The 20,158-nt window shown below is 43.0% G+C and carries 14 protein-coding genes and 1 pseudogene; 9 read left to right on the forward strand and 6 right to left on the reverse strand.

Annotation, left to right across the window (positions count from 1 at the left end; all coding sequences use genetic code 11):
* Positions 1-96: 96 nt before the first annotated feature.
* Positions 97-474, reverse strand: coding sequence for a helix-turn-helix domain-containing protein (locus HXY43_RS03330; RefSeq protein WP_026733959.1), 378 nt, complete (start codon positions 472-474; stop codon positions 97-99).
* A gap of 976 nt (positions 475-1,450) precedes the next feature.
* Between HXY43_RS03330 and HXY43_RS03335 the strand changes: the two genes are divergently transcribed.
* From HXY43_RS03335 to HXY43_RS03345, 3 genes are all read left to right on the forward strand, one after another.
* Positions 1,451-2,254 (forward strand): WecB/TagA/CpsF family glycosyltransferase, encoded by an 804-nt coding sequence (locus HXY43_RS03335; protein ID WP_290879975.1) that lies wholly within the window; start codon positions 1,451-1,453, stop codon positions 2,252-2,254.
* A gap of 107 nt (positions 2,255-2,361) precedes the next feature.
* Positions 2,362-4,650: a tyrosine-protein kinase domain-containing protein gene (locus tag HXY43_RS03340; RefSeq protein WP_290879978.1), complete on the forward strand. Its 2,289-nt coding sequence runs from the start codon at positions 2,362-2,364 to the stop codon at positions 4,648-4,650.
* Positions 4,651-4,684: 34 nt separating this feature from the next.
* Positions 4,685-5,905 carry a glycosyltransferase family 2 protein gene (locus HXY43_RS03345; protein WP_290879981.1) on the forward strand — a complete coding sequence of 407 codons (1,221 nt, stop codon included), beginning with the start codon at positions 4,685-4,687 and terminating at the stop codon, positions 5,903-5,905.
* A 139-nt stretch (positions 5,906-6,044) separates the two neighbouring features.
* On the opposite strand, the gene HXY43_RS03350 is transcribed toward HXY43_RS03345, so the two are convergent.
* Complete coding sequence (locus tag HXY43_RS03350; RefSeq protein ID WP_026733953.1) at positions 6,045-6,443, reverse strand: helix-turn-helix transcriptional regulator; 399 nt, start codon at positions 6,441-6,443, stop codon at positions 6,045-6,047.
* A gap of 144 nt (positions 6,444-6,587) precedes the next feature.
* Between HXY43_RS03350 and HXY43_RS03355 the strand changes: the two are divergent.
* Positions 6,588-6,896, forward strand: a pseudogene (locus HXY43_RS03355) (hypothetical protein); the annotation flags it as partial.
* Positions 6,897-6,930: 34 nt separating this feature from the next.
* Here HXY43_RS03355 and HXY43_RS03360 read toward each other — a convergent pair.
* Complete coding sequence (locus tag HXY43_RS03360; protein WP_290879985.1) at positions 6,931-7,152, reverse strand: hypothetical protein; 222 nt, start codon at positions 7,150-7,152, stop codon at positions 6,931-6,933.
* Positions 7,153-7,588: 436 nt separating this feature from the next.
* Here HXY43_RS03360 and HXY43_RS03365 point away from each other — a divergent pair, with 436 nt between their 5' ends.
* The 5 genes from HXY43_RS03365 to HXY43_RS03385 all read left to right on the forward strand — a co-directional run bounded on the left by HXY43_RS03365 (position 7,589) and on the right by HXY43_RS03385 (position 12,806).
* A complete protein-coding gene (locus tag HXY43_RS03365; protein WP_290879987.1) occupies positions 7,589-7,765 on the forward strand; it encodes a hypothetical protein in 177 nt (58 codons plus the stop codon).
* Between the two features lie 145 nt (positions 7,766-7,910).
* Positions 7,911-9,605: an ABC-F family ATP-binding cassette domain-containing protein gene (locus tag HXY43_RS03370; RefSeq protein ID WP_290879990.1), complete on the forward strand. Its 1,695-nt coding sequence runs from the start codon at positions 7,911-7,913 to the stop codon at positions 9,603-9,605.
* Between the two features lie 343 nt (positions 9,606-9,948).
* A complete protein-coding gene (gpmI, locus tag HXY43_RS03375) occupies positions 9,949-11,547 on the forward strand; it encodes a 2,3-bisphosphoglycerate-independent phosphoglycerate mutase (RefSeq protein WP_290879993.1) in 1,599 nt (532 codons plus the stop codon).
* An 81-nt stretch (positions 11,548-11,628) separates the two neighbouring features.
* A complete protein-coding gene (gene secG, locus HXY43_RS03380; protein ID WP_290879995.1) occupies positions 11,629-11,862 on the forward strand; it encodes a preprotein translocase subunit SecG in 234 nt (77 codons plus the stop codon).
* Between the two features lie 167 nt (positions 11,863-12,029).
* Complete coding sequence (locus HXY43_RS03385) at positions 12,030-12,806, forward strand: peptidase (RefSeq protein ID WP_290880005.1); 777 nt, start codon at positions 12,030-12,032, stop codon at positions 12,804-12,806.
* Here HXY43_RS03385 and nifJ read toward each other — a convergent pair.
* The 3 genes from nifJ to HXY43_RS03400 form a co-directional block, all read right to left on the reverse strand.
* Positions 12,803-16,513, reverse strand: coding sequence for a pyruvate:ferredoxin (flavodoxin) oxidoreductase (gene nifJ, locus HXY43_RS03390; protein ID WP_290879998.1), 3,711 nt, complete (start codon positions 16,511-16,513; stop codon positions 12,803-12,805). The genes HXY43_RS03385 and nifJ overlap by 4 nt on opposite strands.
* Positions 16,514-17,057: 544 nt before the next feature.
* Complete coding sequence (locus tag HXY43_RS03395) at positions 17,058-17,918, reverse strand: fructosamine kinase family protein (protein WP_290880001.1); 861 nt, start codon at positions 17,916-17,918, stop codon at positions 17,058-17,060.
* Positions 17,919-18,005: 87 nt separating this feature from the next.
* Complete coding sequence (locus HXY43_RS03400; RefSeq protein ID WP_290880003.1) at positions 18,006-19,421, reverse strand: pitrilysin family protein; 1,416 nt, start codon at positions 19,419-19,421, stop codon at positions 18,006-18,008.
* Positions 19,422-20,158: the final 737 nt, after the last annotated feature.

Consider the following 20,158-nt stretch of genomic DNA (forward strand, 5'->3'; position numbering starts at 1 on the left):
GTGTTTTGAATCAATTAAAACTTAGCTGTCTAGTATAAATACGTTCTAACCCAGCACTAATCTCATCTCACTATCATCTTAAGGTTCTGGATATAATTATTGTTTTGTTCGCTGGCGGGGAGGTTTTTTTTTGCGTGTTAAATTCATCTCTTGCAAGATACGTCCCATTGTAGAACGACTGACTCGTGCCTGTGTCTTTTGATATAGCAATTCACATAATTCTTCTAAGGTGGCGTGCTTGTTCTCAGTTGCTAAATGTCTCAGTTGTTCTAAATGTACTGAAGTTAATAGTCTTGGTTTTCCTCCTGCGCGTGGCTTTCTGGCTATCGTGCCTTCTTTGCGATAGCGTTTAAGCAGCGTTTGCACAAAGCTTTTGCTGACACCAAAGCGTTTTGCCAGTTGACGTTGTGAGATCTGTTCCGTGTTGTAAATGTCAATGATTTTCTGCCGCAGATCCAACGAGTAAGCTTTCATTTTTACTAGTCACCTACGAGCATAGTCACTTCTATTACTGTACTGCACTCAATTAGGAAGCGCTATATTGAGCTATTGTAAAAACTTTGAAAGCATATAGTTAAATATCAGTAAAGAACTCTTTTTAGCATTGCTTTTCAATGACGTGTTATGCGTATGGGAGATTTACCTTTGTAGAACTGGTGGCTTGATTGTCACAAATTAGACATTACTGTCGACTCATCAATTCGCTACCTAGTCAATGAAAGAATTTTTCACAACTAGGGACTATGCATACAGAAGCTTACACCCAGTGCTATGTTCCGCCAGGAAATTTTGTATAAAGCTTAAAGCTTGTGGGTCAGAACTTTATCTTTATGGTTGAGTTTGTGGCCTTCCATCCTTAAAGTAAGTGGCTGCTGTCTGAACAGTGTGTGAATCATAACATCAAATCGCAACCGTGTAAGCTCTTGAGGCTTCAAGAGAACACAGCTAAAACACAGTCACAGCAGCATTTTTAGTATTTACTATTTAGGTAAACTTTCTCTAACTTTACGTCAACTGAACACTGAATAAAAAATGAGGCTCCCCAGTAGCTAACTAGGTACGCCCCAATCAAGTAAATTTAAATTTTAATTCCAAGCGTATCTAAAAGATGCGATCGCGCTACTGAGAAAGCCTGGATTGATACATCAGCCTGAGACTTTCTATGAAAAAAATCATTTCAAAAAAAATTGATGTTTAATTGAGCACAACAACAATAAGCTTGGCAGCTGCTTTCCAGATACTTCCAACAAGGGAGGATAATGTGAAAGCTTTTACCCTGTTCAAGCCCAGTCAATGCTTAGTTTGTCGCTACGTAGCGAAAGTTTACTGTCAGTTCATCAGAATAACTTGCTTTGCTAAATAAAGTGTTTCTCACTTTGAACACAACAGTCATACAGCAAAAGCAAGAGTTAATCAAGCAAAATCAGGGTCAAGCATTAAAGAGATAAATATGAAAAGAGTTAGATTGTTAAATATTGAAATTAGCAATGTATCTCTCAAGGAAGTGTTACAAAATCTCAACTCCGGTATTGTATTTACACCTAACGTGGATCACATCATCAAATTGCAATACGACAGTGAGTTTTTCAATGCTTATAGCATTGCTGACTACAAGTTATGCGATAGTCAAATTTTAATTTATGCATCTCGATTTTTAGGTACGTCAATCCAAGAAAAAATAGCAGGTTCTGATTTTTTCCCTGCATTTTATGAATATCACAAAAACAATGAAAAAATTAAGATATTTTTATTGGGGGGAAGTAATGATGTTGCTGTCAAAGCTCAAACTAGAATTAATAATAAATTAGGAAGAGATATTGTTGTTGGTTCTTATTCTCCCTCTTGGGGGTTTGAAAATAAAGAACAAGAGTGTAGAAAAATTATTGCCATGATTAATAACTCTGGTGCAACAGTGTTAGCAATCGGAGTAGGTGCACCAAAACAAGAAAAATGGATATGTAAATACAAAAACAAGTTACCAAATATAAAAATATTTTTGGCCATAGGCGCAACTATTAATTTTGAAGCAGGTGAGATCGGAAGAGCTCCAAAATGGATGAGAGAGGTGGGGTTGGAATGGTTATACAGGTTGGCATCTGAACCTAGAAGATTATGGAAAAGATACTTGGTAGAAGACATACCTTTTTTTTGGTTAATTCTCAAACAAAAGCTCAATTTATATAAAATGCCATTTACTGAACAGCAGATATCAGAGTTGTATGAAATAAAAAAGAATTGTCCTAGTACGCAATAATATCTAACTATTAATTAATTAGGATTTTTGGACTATTTAGCATTTGATGTCCATGCTTTTTAAGCACTGATTCAGGGGAAAACTACATAAAATCTATAGCAGTCACTATGAAGGATAAACAAGAAGCTCAAGCCTTTACACTTATCGAGCGTAGAGATCAGTTACAAGACCTGAGATTAGTTGAAACAGATGATTTTGCTGAATTTAAGAAACGAGGATTGGATCTGCGTCCATTCATGAGAATGTTTCAGCGAAATCTCCTTTTGATTAGTAGCATTGCCAGTTTAGTGGCGACTATAACTATATACTTCGTCTTGTCTTCCCCTCGTAGCTACGAAGGCAATTTTCAGATTTTAGTAGAGCCTGTAACTTCTGAAGCTAAACTGACAGATCCTTCTTTTATATCGCGTAATGGAGAAGTTAATAACAATCCAAAAACTGATGTAAATTATCCATCTCTGCTTCGGGTTTTGCAAGGAACAGAGATGCTGGGGCGAGTTGTTCAAAAAATCCAAGCCCGATATCCTGACATTACTTACGAAACATTTAATCAGAATTTAGTAGTTCAACGCATTGGCGAAGATTTACTTGACTCGACTAACATCATAGAAGTTATTTACAAGGATTCTGACCCTGAAAAAGTCGAGTTTGTTTTGTCAGAAATTGCTCAAGAGTATTTAAGTTTCAGTCTTAACGATCGCAAGAAGCGTATTAACGCAGGTGTTAAATTCATTGATGCTCAGCTCCCGAAATTGCAACAGCAAGTTAGTACTCTAGAGGGCAATTTACAAAGGCTTCAACAGAAATACAAATTGAGCGATCCCGAAAGTCAAGTTGAAGAATTATCTCAGCAAGTTCGTGAAGTCGAAGCTCAGAAACTAAACGCCCAAAAGGATTTGCAAGAGAATAAGCGGCTCTACGAGAGATTGCAACAACAATTAAGGCTAACACCTGATGAAGCACTGGCTGCTTCTACTCTTAGTCAAGAACCTCGCTATCAAGAGCTACTGGGAGAGTTGAAGAAACTAGAGAGTGTGATGGCGATGGAGGCAGCAAGGTTTAGCGAAGAACACCCATCTTTTCAAAAGCTGCGGCAGCAGCAGCAAAATTTATCTCAGCTGTTGAATCAGGAAGCCCAAAATATTCTGGGGCAAAAGCTGCCAACTCAAGGGGTAAATCCCCAATTACTAAATTTTCAAGATCCTACTCGTCTGGCACTAATCAAACAACTGGTTGATACTACCAATAATATTCAAGTTTTAGAGAGTCGTCTTGGTGCACTTGCTCAGTCTGAAGCTTACCTGGCTCAGCAAGTAAATCAGTTTCCAGTTAATATGCGCCAGTATAATGAACTGCGGCGGCGGCTAGAAATTGCTACCAAAACGCTCAACCAACTTTCAATACAGCGAGAAACCTTGCAAGTCGATGCAGCACAGCGCGAAGTGCCTTGGGAGGTCGTTTCTCCGCCCAGAATACCGCGCGATGAAAATGGCAACTTGATATCAACTAAGAGCGATAATCTCAAGAAGCTAGCTATGGGATTGGTTGCGGCTGGTGCATTGGGATTGGGAGCTGCTGCCCTTAAAGAGAAACACAGCAATGTCTTTTACACTTCTGAAGACATTGAAAATGAAATCAAATTACCTGTGTTAGAGGTGATTCCTTGGAATGAAAATGCACAACATTCTTCAGAAGTTATCGGCGCAATTGACGGGACTGAGGAAGATACTAAATTTTTGTCAGCTTTCGATTCTCTCTACGCCAGCGTTCGTTTTCTTGCTGGTGCTCCTAAAACCCAATCTTTAGTTGTGACTTCACCTGCACCTGGAGATGGAAAATCAACTATTGCTTTGCATTTGGCTCAAGCCGCAGCCTATATGGGTAAGAAAGCTTTACTAGTTGATGCAAACTTCCGTCTACCTTATCTCCACACTAAGCTAGGTTTGGAAAATGTGCATGGGCTAAGCAACATGATTTCTGAAGACCTGGCTCCTCGCCCATCTAACACCCAGCTATCACGCATACAAAATAACCTTTTTGTGTTGACCTCTGGCAAAATCCTACCATCCTCTACCAGGATGCTTGGATCTACTCAGATGCAGCATGTAATGGAGCAATTTCATCAAGCTTTTGACTTAGTGATTTATGACACACCCCATCTGCTTGGTTTTGCTGATAGTTATTTTCTCGCTGAGCATACAGATGGAATATTGATGGTTGTGGGAGTTGGCAAAACCAAACGTTCGTTATTAACTCAGGCACTGCACCGCCTGCGAATGTTGCACTTACCTGTTTTGGGTATAGTGGCTAACAATATTGAGACAAGCAAAAAAAGTTCATCCAGTTTTCGTAACTTACTACAAGCCAAATCATCGGCTGCTTCTAGTTCTTTATAAAAAACCAAGCGAAACAAAAAAAGGCTTAAAAATAGTGACAGTTTATCAGCTGGCGATCCGATGTTTTGAAATTGTCTTGTTGGCGATCGCCCTCGGGCTTTTCATTCCCATCTCTGTCTTTTTCGTTGAATGTATTGCGGCACTCTTTTCCCAACACCAAACTGAGTGTAAAGACGCACTTGTCTCTCAACCCAGAGTTGACGTTTTAGTTCCAGCCCATAATGAAGCAGCAGGAATTAGTGCCACACTGCAATCATTGCTACCACAGTTATCAGAACAGGATCGCCCGATCGTCATTGCCGATAATTGTGACGATGAAACAGCAGCTGTAGCCCAAAAGGCAGGCACAACCGCGATCTCGCGCTACGATCCCCAGCACATGGGTAAGGGTTACGCTTTAGACTATGGTCTGCAATATATCGCGACTAATCCTCCCGAGGTAGTGGTGATGGTGGATGCAGACTGTATAGTTCATCCGGGCGCGATCGCTCGGATTGCTTGTTTGGCTAAAGCGACAGTACGTCCAATTCAGGCTGTCTACCTGTTGACACCACCCCCGAACCCAGAACCAAAGGAACTGGTTTCGGCACTAGCATTTATGGTTAAGAACTTAGTCCGTCCGACGGGATTAAAGCAACTAGGCCTACCCTGCTTATTAACGGGTACAGGTATGGCTTTTCCCTGGTCAGTCATCCAAAAGGTTTCTTTAGCTAGCGGTAATATTGTTGAGGATATGCAACTTGCTGTGGATCTTGCCATCGCTGGATATTCTCCCCAATTTTGCTTAGATGCTCAAGTAACAGGGGTATTCCCACAACAGCAGCACGCAGCCAACAGCCAAAGAACACGCTGGGAACATGGTTATTTGCAAATCATGCTCACGCAAATTCCTAGACTGCTACGAGCTTCTATTCATCAAAAGCGTTTTGATTTGTTGGCGATCGCCCTGGACTTATGTGTACCACCACTCTCGCTGTTGGTAATGATGTGGGCAACTGCCATAGGAGGAGCCGCCTTAGCTGGAGGTTTGGGGACTTCTTGGCTGCCAACCATCTTGCTAGCAATGGAAGGGCTACTAATTTTTACCTCGATCGTTGCAGCTTGGAGTAAGTTTGGCCGGGCTAACTTCCCTGTGCAAACGATGTTTGCCGTACCTCTATACATCCTGCGGAAGATTCCACTTTATTTAGCTTTTCTAGTTCAACCTCAGACAAAATGGATTCGGACGCAACGGGATTCCGTTACTGAGAAGTAGGGATTTTGGGAAGCTTTATTTAGCTGTAAAGGCATTGTCATTGAAGATGACTGTTAATTTTATAGATATCTAATATTTAGACAGCGCGATCGCACTTATTAATTCCTCAATGTCAACAAGCTATTTCTAATGAGGGAAATTAGGATTCATCCAAGTGTTCTACTATAGAACGATACAGGTTAATGATGTGACTGTCAGCCAAGCTGTAATAGACGTTACGACCTTCTCGGCGATAACTGACTAAACGCATTGCCTTTAATAATCTTAGTTGGTGTGAAACTGCTGATTCTGTCATTTTTGTCAATGCAGCTAAATCGCAAACACATAATTCTTGGTTTGCTAAAGCTGATAAGAGGCGTAGACGGTTTGTATCTGCCAACACCCCAAAAATTTCTGCCATCTCCTGTGCTTTGTTTGTTGGCAGAATTTGCGCCCCTATTGAACGTACACGATCTAAATGCACCAAATGGGTATCGCACTTAGGCGTTTCAGAACCTGGGAGTAAGTCCAAATCTTGCTTTCCCTTTTGCTTGTTCATGGCAATTTTCTTTTAGGCAATGGTTATCAATATCAATTTTAACTAAAATTCAAAAATTGTACAATTGAATAACTATTCAATTGTTATATTAAATTTAAGTATCCTAAAATCCTCAGTTAGTATTGATTGGGTTAGCGATCGCCCAAAGGTGGTCAAGTTGTGGAGACAGGAAAATATCATTTAGAGTTCGTGCCTGAAAAAGAAGCCAACGGAACTCATCTAGACTTATATCTGCAAACAGGCGATCGCCATGAAGCAGTACCTAATGCCAAAGTCACAGCTCAAGTTCAGCAACCAGATGGGACACAAAAGACTATTCCTTTTAGTTATGATGCTACTGGGAAACACTACGCTGCTTTTTTTCCTGGAAATGCAGCTGGTCAGTATCAGGTGAAAGTTACTGCGAGTATTGGTAATCAAAAGGTTGACGGACGTTTCAGTTTTAATAAATAACTGTTATCCCAAAGCGATCGCTCTAGGTTTCTGCTCAAATGTATCCTCTACGTAACAGAGCAAGATCCCGAATTAGTGGCAACCTAGAACTAATATAAGCACTGATGACACTGATTTCTTCGCTGCTGAGTATTTTCTGAGTTTCTAGTTGCCTTAGTAACTGTTGAACCAATTCCGTGTCGTTGACTTCTAAAAGAATACTAGTCTGAGTATCTTCAATCACAGACCAGAGTTGACGCAATGTTGATGAGTTCACAGCACGTACCCCGTTGCGACAGCCTACAGCAAGACTACAATAGCTGACTTGGACAAAAACCCCGGTTGGTAGCCGGGGTATCGTTTGTGTCGGTTATCGTGAACAATCTAAAGAAAATATTAAATTCTAAAGCTTAAGAAAATATTAAATATTAATAAACTTTACTAATTTGATGCGAATCTAAATACTAGTTTACTTATTGCAATAATAACGGGGTCAACTAATATAAAGACCTTGAATATAAAATTCATACTGCGGATGCCTAAGCCAGAGAATCAGAGGAATGACTCTCAAGCTTAGGTATCCGTATATCAGCCTCAACAACAGCCTTTCATAAGTAGCTGTCATAAACTGCGTCCACCAAGGCACACAGACGCGCCTTCTTCGACTTCCCGTAAGAGTAGACACTACTCCTGTCAAGGTTTGAGTTTTGGAAATGGATTTTTCTTGGTGTCTTAGTGTCTTGGTGGTGAAAAAAGAATGGCAAGAAGGTAAATTAGAAGCAATACCGAGATTATTGGCATTGGGTTTGACTGTAGAACAGATAGCAGAGGCACTAGGCTTAGAGATTGAACAAGTCAGGCAAGCAGCACAAAATCAATCCTCAAATTGATACAGCAACTATTAGCGTATCGCTAGCTAAAATTTTTCTCTATCTTCAAGGAATTTCTCGTACAGAATTTGTAATTAAATTTTGTTAAGATTGGACTCGATGTGAGTTAGCCTTCCCTGCACATTGCCTACCTTGGAGACACTCAATGCTAAGACTAGAACATATTAGTAAAATTTATCCGACTGGCGAAGTCCTCAAGGATATTAATTGGGAAGTGAAAGTTGGCGATCGCGTTGGTTTAGTTGGTGTCAATGGTGCTGGTAAATCCACTCAACTCAAAATCATCACTGGCAAAGTTGAGCCAACCTCTGGTGAAGTTATTCGTCCTGCCAGCTTACACATAGCCTACCTCAACCAAGAGTTTGATGTAGATCCCAGCCGCACCATCAGAGAAGAATTTTGGACAGTCTTCAAGGAGGCAAACCAGGTACAGTTGTCTCTGGTGCAGGTACAGCAGCAGATGGAAACCGCCTCACCAGAACAACTGGAAAAACTGATCAATAAGTTAGATCGCTTGCAGCGGCAGTTTGAAGCCTTAGATGGTTATGTCCTAGAGGCACGCATTGGCAAGATATTACCAGAAATGGGCTTTGAACCAGAAGATGGCGATCGCCTTGTCAGTGCTTTCAGTGGTGGTTGGCAGATGCGAATCAGTTTGGGTAAAATCCTTCTGCAAGAACCTGATTTGCTGCTTCTGGACGAGCCAACTAACCACCTAGATTTAGAAACTATTGAGTGGCTGGAAAATTACCTCAAAGGCTTGAGTACGCCGATGGTAATAGTTTCCCATGACCGCGAGTTCCTCGATCGTCTGTGCACCCAAATTGTAGAAACTGAACGTGGTGTTTCCACTACCTACCTCGGTAACTACTCGGCATACCTACAACAGAAAGCCGAAAATCAAACAGCGCAACTTAGTGCTTACGAACGCCAGCAAAAAGAATTAGAGAAGCAACAAGCCTTTGTTGACAGGTTCCGTGCTAGTGCTACCCGGAGTACCCAGGCAAAAAGCCGGGAAAAGCAACTGGAAAAAATTGAGCGCATCGAAGCACCTACTGCTGGGTTAAAAACATTACACTTCCGTTTTCCCACTGCACCCCGTAGCGGACGAGAGGTAGTGGAAATCAAAGATTTAACTCACATCTACGATGACAAAATCTTGTTTTTAGGAGCAAATCTCCTGATTGAAAGAGGCGATCGCATTGCTTTTCTTGGCCCCAACGGTGCTGGCAAATCTACTTTGTTACGCCTGATTATGGGTATGGAACACGCTACAGAAGGCATTGTTAAATTAGGCGAACACAATGTGATCCCGGGTTACTTCGAGCAAAACCAGGCGGAAGCTTTGGACTTGCAAAGAACTGTTATGGAAACTATCCATGATGAAGTTCCTGACTGGAAAGATGAAGAAGTCCGCACACTGCTAGGACGCTTTTTATTCAGTGGCGATACAGTGTTTAAAAAAGTTGCTGCCTTAAGTGGTGGTGAAAAAGCACGTCTAGCGTTAGCAAAAATGCTCTTGTGTCCAGCAAATTTACTCATACTAGATGAGCCAACCAACCACTTAGATATTCCAGCCAAAGAAATGCTGGAAGAAGCGTTGCAAAACTATGATGGCACAGCGATAGTTGTTTCTCACGACCGATATTTTATCTCTCAGGTAGCCAATAAAATCGTGGAAATTCGGGATGGAGAATTCCGCGTCTACTTAGGTGACTATCATTACTACCTGGAGAAAATAGCGGAAGAAAAAGAACAAGCTAGGCTAGCAGCGATCGCAGCCGAAAAAGCCGCTAAAAAAGCTGCTAAAGCTGCTAAAGCTGCGGCGAAGAAGAAGTAAGAGAATGTTAGTAGTTAGTAGATAGTGGTTAGTGGGTAATACCATTTTGGATTTTAGATTTTGGATTGGGAAACTCTTTGGTGCATAAGAGTTCTGTAAATCCATCTGTCGCATTCTTTTTTAAAATTGGTATAACAACCAACTACTAACTACTAACCACTAACTACTAACCACTAACAGCCAACCAATACCACAAAAATTAAGAAAAAATTGCTAAACTTTAAGAAATATCTAAAAAATCGAAATACTCTTATAAAATAAGTTAATAGGCACAAATCTACTTGCGGCTTCCATTAGCAGTGGTATCATTCGGGTATTACAAAAAGTAAAGGGCAATTTTATTATGACCAAAGCACCTGTTGCTCCCGTGGTGCTAGTCATTTTAGACGGATGGGGCTACTGCGAGGAGACACAAGGAAATGCTATTGCAGCTGCTAAAACTCCGGTAATGGATAGCTTATGGGCAGCATATCCGCACACCCTGATCCGCACATCCGGAAAAGCAGTGGGATTGCCAGAGGGTCAAATGGGCAACTCTGAAGTTGGTCATCTGAACATTGGTGCTGGGAGGGTTGTACCCCAAGAGTTAGTACGCATTTCCGATGCGGTAGAAGACGGTTCCATTCTCAAGAACCCAGCACTTGTCAGTATTTGCCAAGAAGTCAAGAATCGCAATGGCAAGCTGCATATAGTCGGGCTTTGTTCTGAGGGTGGGGTACACTCGCACGTCAGTCATCTATTCGGACTACTTGACTTAGCGAAAAGTCAGGGAATTTCGGAAATATGCATACATGCCATCACAGATGGTCGCGATACCGCCCCAACAGATGGTGTCAAGGCAATTGCGCTCATCCAAAACTATATAGACCGGATTGGCATCGGACGCATAGTTACCCTTAGTGGTCGTTATTATGCGATGGATCGCGATCGCCGTTGGGATCGAACCAAACGCGCCTATGATGTGATGACGCAAGATAGCCCCAGCAATGGTCGTTCTGCTGTGGAAGTTCTGCAAGCATCCTATGCAGAGGGTGTCACAGACGAGTTCATCGCCCCCATACGCATTGCACCCGGTGCGATAGAACCAGGAGATGGGGTAATATTTTTTAACTTCCGCCCCGACCGCGCCAGACAACTCACCCAAGCTTTCGTCAATCCAGAGTTTAACGGTTTTGAAAGACAGGCGATCGCGCCATTGTCCTTTGTCACATTTACGCAGTATGACCCAGATTTACCAGTAAAGGTTGCCTTTGAACCGCAGAATCTGAGTAATATTTTAGGAGAAGTAATTTCCCAGCACGGTCTCAAGCAGTTTCGCACCGCTGAAACCGAGAAATACGCTCACGTCACCTACTTCTTTAATGGCGGACTAGAGGAACCTTTCCCAGGAGAAGACCGGGAACTAGTAAACAGTCCGATGGTTGCTACTTATGACAAAGCACCAACTATGTCAGCCGAAGCAGTTACAGACATAGCAGTAGCAGCGATTGAAAAGGGAATCTACTCCTTAGTTGTGATTAACTATGCCAATCCAGACATGGTGGGACACACAGGTAAGATGGAAGCTACGATTCAAGCCATAGAAACTGTGGATAGCTGTTTAGCACGCCTGCTGGCAAGTGTGAGCAAAGCTGGAGGTACAGCAATTATTACTGCTGACCACGGTAACGCCGAATATATGATCGATGAGAAGGGAAATCCCTGGACAGCCCATACTACCAACCCAGTTCCTCTGATCGTCGTGGAAGGAGAACAAGCAAAAATTCCCGGACATGGCGGAAATGTTGCCTTGCGAAGCGATGGCAAGTTAGCCGACATTGCCCCTACGATTTTGCAGATTTTACAGCTGCCTCAGCCACCAGAAATGACAGGGCGATCGCTGTTGCAACCAACAGAGTATGAAGTAAAATTATCTCGCACTCCCGTGGAAGTTAGACTGTAAAAAGTTAATAATGTGAATTATGAATGAGAATTTAATACAATTCATAATTCATAATTCATAATTCATAACAACATTGCTACTATGACCGTTTCTAACATCGTACAAGGCATTTGGGTTTTTTCGGCGATCGCTTTGATAGTCTTAGTGTTACTGCATAGCCCCAAAGGAGATGGCATCGGAGCCATTGGCGGACAAGCCCAGTTGTTTAGCAGTACCAAAAGTGCAGAAAACACATTGAACCGAGTCACATGGGCGCTGACAGTCGTTTTTCTTGGTTTAACTGTAGTTTTGAGTGCTGGTTGGCTCCCTAATTAAGGATGAGGAGATAGGGAGATGGGGTGATGGGGTGATGGGGAGAGGTGTTGCACAATCAAGAGATGATTTCTTATGGGGTGGACATCTTGTCCGCCCCGAAAATCCAACAGACGGCTCGTGTCGCCCATTCCACAAAACTATCAAATCATCCCGCAAATATGCAACGCCTGGGAAGAAGAACCCAACACCGGAAACCTAATGCTCTCAGAAGTTTAAATTTACCAAGTTTACTAGCACTTTTGGGACTAATTATTACCACTGGACTGCTCGCGATCTTGACTAACGCGCAGTCATTTGCTAATCTCTCATACTCTCCCCATCACCCCACCTCCCTACCTCCTCCCAAATCCCATCCCCTACCGCCGACACTAGCAAACTGGCAAGATAGTACAAACAATGGTGACTACTTTTCTCAAATTGCACCAACACAAATAGGCTATTTAATTTGGTCGCAATTTCCCATTAAAATTTACGTAGAAACACCAAAAACAATAGACGCCAAGCAAGCACAAGCATGGGTCAACGAAGTTTTACAAGCTGTCCGAGATTGGAGCGCTTATTTACCTCTACAAGTAATCGAAAAACCGGAAGTAGCTGATATCACAATCGTCAGAAAAGCTCCTCCTTTGCAAACTTCTCCTGGCAGTAAATTTCCCCGTGCGCGTTCCGCCCAAACTACTTACGATTTATATAATAAAAATAATTTTTTATACCATCGTTTTACTATTCTATTAAGTCCCAGTCAAACAGGTAAATACCTTTTAGCTGCTGCTCGCCACGAACTAGGCCACGCCTTGGGAATATGGGGGCATAGTCCGCTGCAGAGTGATGTATTATACTTTTCTCAAGTTCGCAACCCGCCGCCAATTTCTCCAAGAGATGTGAATACCTTAAAACGAGTTTACGAACAGCCTACGAGTTTGGGATGGTCTTTAAATTCTTAACTCTCATCCTCTCTTATTGGGCGTGCTGCCAGATACTCATACAATTGCCAACGTGCATCTACTTCCGCCTGCGCTTGTTGCAGCAAGTGTTTCGCAAGTTCGGGTTTGCTCTTAGCAAGCATTTTGAAGCGATTTTCTTGATACATTGATTGTTCTGGTGACTGCTTCGGCTGTCGCATATCCAACTGCAAGGGATTCTTACCCTGTTTTCGCAACTCTGGATTGTACCGATACAGCAACCAACGACCTGATTCTATCAATGCTTTTTGGTTGCTCATCGCTGTTGTCATATTGATGCCGTGGGCAATGCAATGGCTGTAGGCAATAATTAGCGATGGCCCGTCGTAGGCTTCGGCTTCTAAAAACGCCTTGAGGGTATGCTCATCTCGTGCGCCTAATGCTACACTTGCCACGTAGACATTACCGTAGCTCATGGCGATTAGTCCTAAATCTTTCTTGGCGGCTGGCTTACCACTGGCAGCAAACTTGGCAACAGCAGCTCGTGGAGTTGCTTTGGAAGATTGACCACCTGTATTGGAATATACTTCTGTATCCATTACCAGAACATTCACATTGCGACCACTGGCAAGTACATGATCGAGTCCGCCAAAGTCGATATCATACGCCCAACCGTCACCGCCAACAATCCAGACACTCTTTTTGACAAGGTAGTCAGCAAGGGATTTGAGATTCTGGATTTGGGATTTTATCTGTAGAGACACGCTATGATGCGTTTCTACATCAACCAAAATTTCATCTAATAGTTGTTTCAACAATGCTACCCTCTGTCTTTGCTCATAAATGTCTGCTTCAGTTTTTTGGGGAGCATTTAATATAGATCCAACCAAATCAGGCGGAATAAGCTTTTGGGAATCTTTCCCATTGCCCAATTCCTGCAACAATTGGGCAGCATATTCAGCATGTTTATCGAGGGAGAGGCGAAAGCCAAAACCGAATTCGGCATTATCTTCAAATAAACTATTAGACCATGCCGGCCCCCTACCATCACTGTTCTTTGTCCAAGGGGTTGTGGGCAGATTGCCACCATAGATAGAAGAACAACCTGTGGCGTTAGCAATCATAGCGCGATCGCCAAATAGTTGTGTTAATAATTTTAAATAAGGCGTCTCGCCACAACCCGCACAAGCACCAGAAAATTCAAACAATGGTTCTTGCAGTTGTTGTTGGCGAATTTGATTGAGTTTTAGTTGGCGTCGATCAGGGTTTGGTAAATTTAAAAAGAAATTCCAATTTTCCCGCTCTTGCTCCCGCAAAGGTAGCTGCGGTTTCATATTAATCGCCTTGCTTTCTGGCTGTAATTTATTTTTAGCAGGACAAATATCTACGCAAATACCGCATCCCGTACAGTCTTCCGGTGCTACCTGGATGGTAAATTGCTGTCCGGCAAAGTCTTTATCTTTGGCATGGGTTGATTTGAAGGTCACAGGAGCTTTATTTAACTCACCTACTGTATAAATCTTGCTGCGAATCGCAGCATGGGGACAAACCATCACACACTTACTGCATTGTACGCAGACATCTGGTTCCCAAACAGGAATTTCTATTGCTATATTGCGTTTTTCCCATTGAGAGGTACCTGTGGGAAAAGTGCCATCTACTGGTAAGGCACTCACAGGTAACTCATCCCCCTGCCCAGCCATCATTTTACCGAGAACTTCTCGCACAAACTCCGGCGCACTCGCAAGATTTTGGATTTCTCCCCATCTCCCCATCACCCCATCACCCCATTGCCCCTTATCCCCACAAAGTGGGGCCCCCCCCTTCCCCCTCTCTGCATCTCCCCATCTGTGAACATCGACCTTATGCAAATTTTCTAGCGTCCGGTCTACTGCTTGCAAATTCATGCGGACAACTTCCGCCCCTTTCTTACCGTAAGTCTTTGCAATTGCCTGCTTAATTTTGGCGATCGCTTCTTCCTGGGGTAAAACCCCTGCTAAGGCAAAAAAGCATACTTGCATTACCGTATTAATTCGTCCGCCCATGCCACTGTCACGGGCAACTTTAGTAGCATCAATCACATAAAACTTCAGTTTTTTCTCGATAATCTGCCGCTGCACTTGCATCGGCAAATGTTGCCAGACAGTATCGGCGTCGTGGGGACTATTAAGTAGAAATGTTGCCCCAGACACAGCAGCTTTGAGCACATCCACACGTTCCAGGAGTACCCACTGATGGCAACCAATGAAATTAGCTTTGTCAATCAGGTAGGTAGAGCGAATTGGCTGCGGGGCGAAACGCAGATGAGAGACAGTCATCGAGCCAGATTTCTTCGAGTCGTAGACAAAATAGCCTTGGGCGTAGTTGTCAGTTTCTTCGCCAATAATTTTGATCGAGTTTTTGTTTGCACCCACTGTGCCATCAGAACCCAAACCATAGAACATTGCTCGAACAACGTTATCTGCTTCGGTAGAGAAGTTAGAGTCGAAGGTTAGGGAAGTGTGGCTAACGTCGTCGTTGATACCAATAGTAAAGTGGTTTTTCGGGTAATCTTGTGCCAGATTGTCGAAAATTGCCCGCACCATTGCTGGGGTAAATTCTTTGGAGGAAAGACCGTAGCGACCACCGACGATTTTAGGACGGAGGAGGCAAGAAGTTCTCCCACTTCCTCGATCATCTTCATCTCCTCCACTCCAAGCTTCATTAATAGCTGCGACCACATCTAAATACATCGGTTCTCCGATGCTTCCAGGTTCCTTACTGCGATCAAGAACTGCGATCGCTTTTGTTGTTTTTGGTAAAATTTGCACAAACCGTTGAGCGTCAAAGGGGCGATAAAGCCTCACTTTCACTACACCTACCTTTTCGCCACGGGCATTGAGGTAATCTACAGTTTCATGCACTGTCTCGCAGCCGGAACCCATCAGCACAATAACGCGATCGGCATCCCTTGCTCCGTGGTATTCATAAATTTGGTAATACCGTCCTGTGCGTTCTCCAAATTTATCCATGACTTGCTGAATAATTTTGGCACAGGCATCGTAGTAAGGGTTAACGCGTTCGCGGGCTTGGAAGTAGACATCGGGGTTTTGGGCTGTTCCCCGCAACACTGGATGGTCTGGGCTTAAAGCACGATCGCGGTGGGCAAGTATTAATTCCGGATCAATTAGTGCCTGGAGGTCGTTGTCTTTTAACAGTTGCACTTTCTGAATTTCATGAGAAGTGCGAAAGCCGTCAAAAAAGTGCATAAACGGCACTCGCGCCACCAGAGTAGCAGCTTGGGCAATCAGGGCAAAGTCGTGCGCTTCCTGCACCGAGGCAGAACACAGCAGGGCAAAGCCAGTACCACGGGCTGCCATGACATCACTATGGTCGCCAAAAATTGATAAAGCATGGGTAGCCAGAGAACGGGCTGCAACATGGATAACGACACCAGTCAACTCACCTGCCATTTTGTACAGGTTAGGAATCATTAATAATAATCCCTGCGATGAGGTGAAGGTAGTTGTCAGGGAACCCGTTTGCAACGCCCCATGTACAGCAGCAGCAGCTCCTCCTTCACTCTGCATCTCAATTACACTCGGAACCATACCCCACAGGTTGGGACGACCATCTGCCGACCAAGTGTCTGCCCATTCACCCATTGCTGAAGAGGGAGTGATGGGATAAATGGCTATGACTTCACTTAAGCAGTAAGCAATACGGGCTACAGCCTCATTCCCATCGATAGTTGCAAAGGTTTTGTTCATTCATTTCCTCCTGCATAGCTGCCTTTTGCCCCCTAAAGAATGAAAAATTGAGAATAAAAAATTAAAAATTGAATCGCTCGAATTTTTAATTTTTAATTTTTCATTCCCCTACGCTAAAGGCCTTCCCGTAGAGTAGGAATGCCTCCTGCTTTCTGCTATTAAGGAACTTCCAAAAAAGTATCCAAAAATCTCTTGTGGAGGCAGGCGACACGAGCAGCCGCTTGATAAGGGCGGGCGAGGACACCCACCCCACAATCCGGGATAATTTATTTCTTGGAAATCCCTAATTAGGTTGCATTAGCAAAACCATGCATAGTATCTCACTTTAAAAAAAGTATTTATCGATGTTGATTACAAATGTACTCAAATAGAAAAACTATTACTGAGCAGGTATTTCGAGAAATAAAGAAAAATTTTTGGGGTATTGGTTCGAGAATTTTTTATAATTAAAAATTTTTAGTTAGAACTTAATATAGGACTTCTATAGTAATCCTATTTGATTGTTGAAAACACTCTGACAGAAGCGATCGCTTTATAGGCTTGGTTAACGCAAAATCCTTGCAATCATACTGTTAGCTTGCGATTCATACCCACCTCCAAACAAATTGAAGTGATTGATAATGTGATACAAGTTATACAAAGTCTTCCGCTTTTCATATCCTGGATCTAGGGGAAACACTTCATCATAACCCCGATAAAATGCCGCAGGGAAACCACCGAAAAGTTCGGTCATGGCAATATCAACTTCTCTGTCCCCAAAGTAAGTGGCAGGATCGAAAATCACTGGCTCTCCTTGTACGGTACAGCCAGCATTACCTCCCCATAAATCACCATGTACTAAGGAAGGTTGTGGATCGTGTGCCAAGAGTTCGGGAATAGCTGTTAGTAACTCTTCTGCTTGTGGAAAACGACCTCCTCGCCACCTTCCCAACTGAAATTGATAACCAAGGCGATGTTTGCCAAAAAATTCTGCCCAGTCGGATGTCCAGGTATTGATTTGGGGTGTAGAACCAATTGTATTATTTATATCCCAGCCAAAACCGCTCTGACTGGTAGCTTTGTGCATCTGTGCCAACTTGCGCCCCATCTCTTCCCAGGCTTTGCTATTACCCGAATCCATTTCTAGCCACTCCAATACTAAGTAGCCAGAATTACCAGCTGTACCCCAGCAAATTGGTTTGGGAACCCGGATGGTAGCTGTGGCAAACATTTGTTCTAAACCCACCGCCTCTGCTTCAAACATGGCAACTTGAGAAGCTTGGTTGAGCTTGATGAAGTAGGTACGCTTGCTATCAGAGACAGCATAACCTTGGTTGATACACCCACCACCAACTGAACGTCGTTGTGAAGAGTGGAATTTTTCGCCAGTAACTTGGCTAATATGGGCATCAATATCAGTCCACATGATGAAATTGGGAAATGGGGAACTCGGGGAGATGGGGGGAGTGGGGAAGTAGTAAACCACTAACTACTAACCACTAACCACTAACCACTAACTATGTGGCTTAAGCACAACCACGCCGTAAGCATCCGGGGAAAGATACTTTTGAGCGGCTTGCATTAGGTCATTTACATCCTGTGCTTGAATGTGATTTGGATAGTCAAAGGCTGGTTCCAAATCTCCTACCAAGGTCTGATAATAGCCATACAAACCAGCGCGATCGCTTGGTGTTTCGTTACCAAAAATAAACCTATTCGCTACTCGTTTGCACACGCGATCGATTTCTGATGCTTTGACTATCTCTGTTTGCAGTCTTCTAATATGTTGAGCGATCGCTTCTTCCACAGCAGCAATATTTTCGACTGGACAATGGACAGAAATATAAAATGTTCCCTGTAGTTTATGAGTCATATTGCTCACAGAAATATGGGAAACTAGTCCTTGTTCTTCGCGCAAATCCCTTACCAGTCTCGATGTCCACCCATGTCCTAAAATTGCTGCCAAAATATCCAAGGCATAAGTTTCATTGAGTTGGTCTAACCCTGGAACTCGCCAAACCATTACTAGCCGTGCTTGCTGGAGACTTTCGTCAACAAATTCATGCCGGATAATTTCAATAAACGGAGGTTCGGGGTTAATTGTTGGTTGTTGTTTGTGAGCCAGCGCGGTCTTGGGGAGCCAGTGCGTTGCGGGGGTACCAAGCGTTGTAGCACCTGGCGTGGTTCCCCCCATGTAGACGCCCGCAGGGCGGCTTCCCGCAGGGTGCGACTGCGAACCCGGAGGGTTGGTTGTTGGTGGTTGGTGGTTATTGGTTTGTGTAAATCCGTCAGCGACAATTTCAATTAATTCTTCCACTGGCAAATTACCCACAGCTACAGCAGTAATTGACTGGGGTTGATACCAAGTAGCGTGAAAATCACGCATTTGTTGAGGTCGGAGTTGAGAAATTACCTCTTCTGGCCCTAATACCGGACGCCGGTATGGTAGTCTCTCAAACGCCGTCTCCATTGCTCTTCTGTAAGTGCGGCGGCGAGGATTATCTTCAGAACGTCTAATTTCTTCTAAAACAACTAATCGCTCTCGTTCAAAGGCATCGTCAGGAATACTAGCATTAGTTACTACATCAATTTGCAACTGGGCAAGTTCAGCAAAGTCTTTGGGAGCAGTGGTGATGTAGTAATGAGTATAATCCTGGCTAGTAGCAGCATTCGTAACAGCACCCCGCTCTTCTATCCGACGTTCAAACTCGCCGCTTATCAGTCGATCAGTCCCCTTAAAAATCATATGCTCTAAAAAATGAGCCATGCCGTTAATCGCATCCGCTTCTGCGGCTGAACCAACGTTAACCCACAAATTTAGGTTAACTGCTTCCACCGCCATTTGCTCCGCTATGATTGTTAAACCATTCGGTAACTGGTGTAGCTTAGGCGCATTCAGACGAGGAAATTTCAGCAGGGTCGAGGTCATTGGTGATTGTTAAGTGAGGCTAATACTTTTATCTTACATAGGACTTCAACAAGCATTGAAATTATCACTTGAGTAAGAAGATTTTACTGAAATCTAGGTATAAGTACGACTAAATCAGGCGTTGAGCGCGTTTAATCGCTTTTTTACCTTTTCTTAGGGAACTCCAAAAAATAAATTATCCAAATCCTACATCCCACACAATTTCTTCCTTGTCCTCCTTGTCTTGCAAGCGATAGGATATTTTTTTATTTGGAAGCCTCTTAAAAATTTTGGGTGAGCGATCGCCATCTCTGCGATTATATTAATCCTAAAAAGTAAATCCTTGGCAAAAGTGCGATCGCATCAACTGAGCGTATGAAGGTGAAATTTAACCCTTTGAGGTTCAAAGTTGAGCTTGTGAGTGAATATCTTAACAGATAGGCAGATCGGGAAGGATACGTACTGCTTTACCTAAGGTTAATCCAATTGTGTTTTTCTGATGAAGTTTACGTATAAGGATAGTATTTTGTATACTCTATCTTAAGATAGAGTACAAGCATCTCCCATATCCAGGGCAGTTTATCTTTACGAATATCTACCTCTGCGTAAATAAAAACCGCAGATTAATATAAGAAATTTGGCGTTGCTGAATTTGGTCATGAATTATGTGTGCATACATTTTTGTAGTTCGATGCCAAATCATTGTAGAGACGTAGCATTGCTACGTCTCTACATACCCGTGAATTGTAAATTCATAT

Origin of the sequence: Fischerella sp., assembly GCF_013388695.1 — a bacterium.
In the GTDB taxonomy this organism is placed as follows: Bacteria; Cyanobacteriota; Cyanobacteriia; order Cyanobacteriales; family Nostocaceae; genus PCC9605.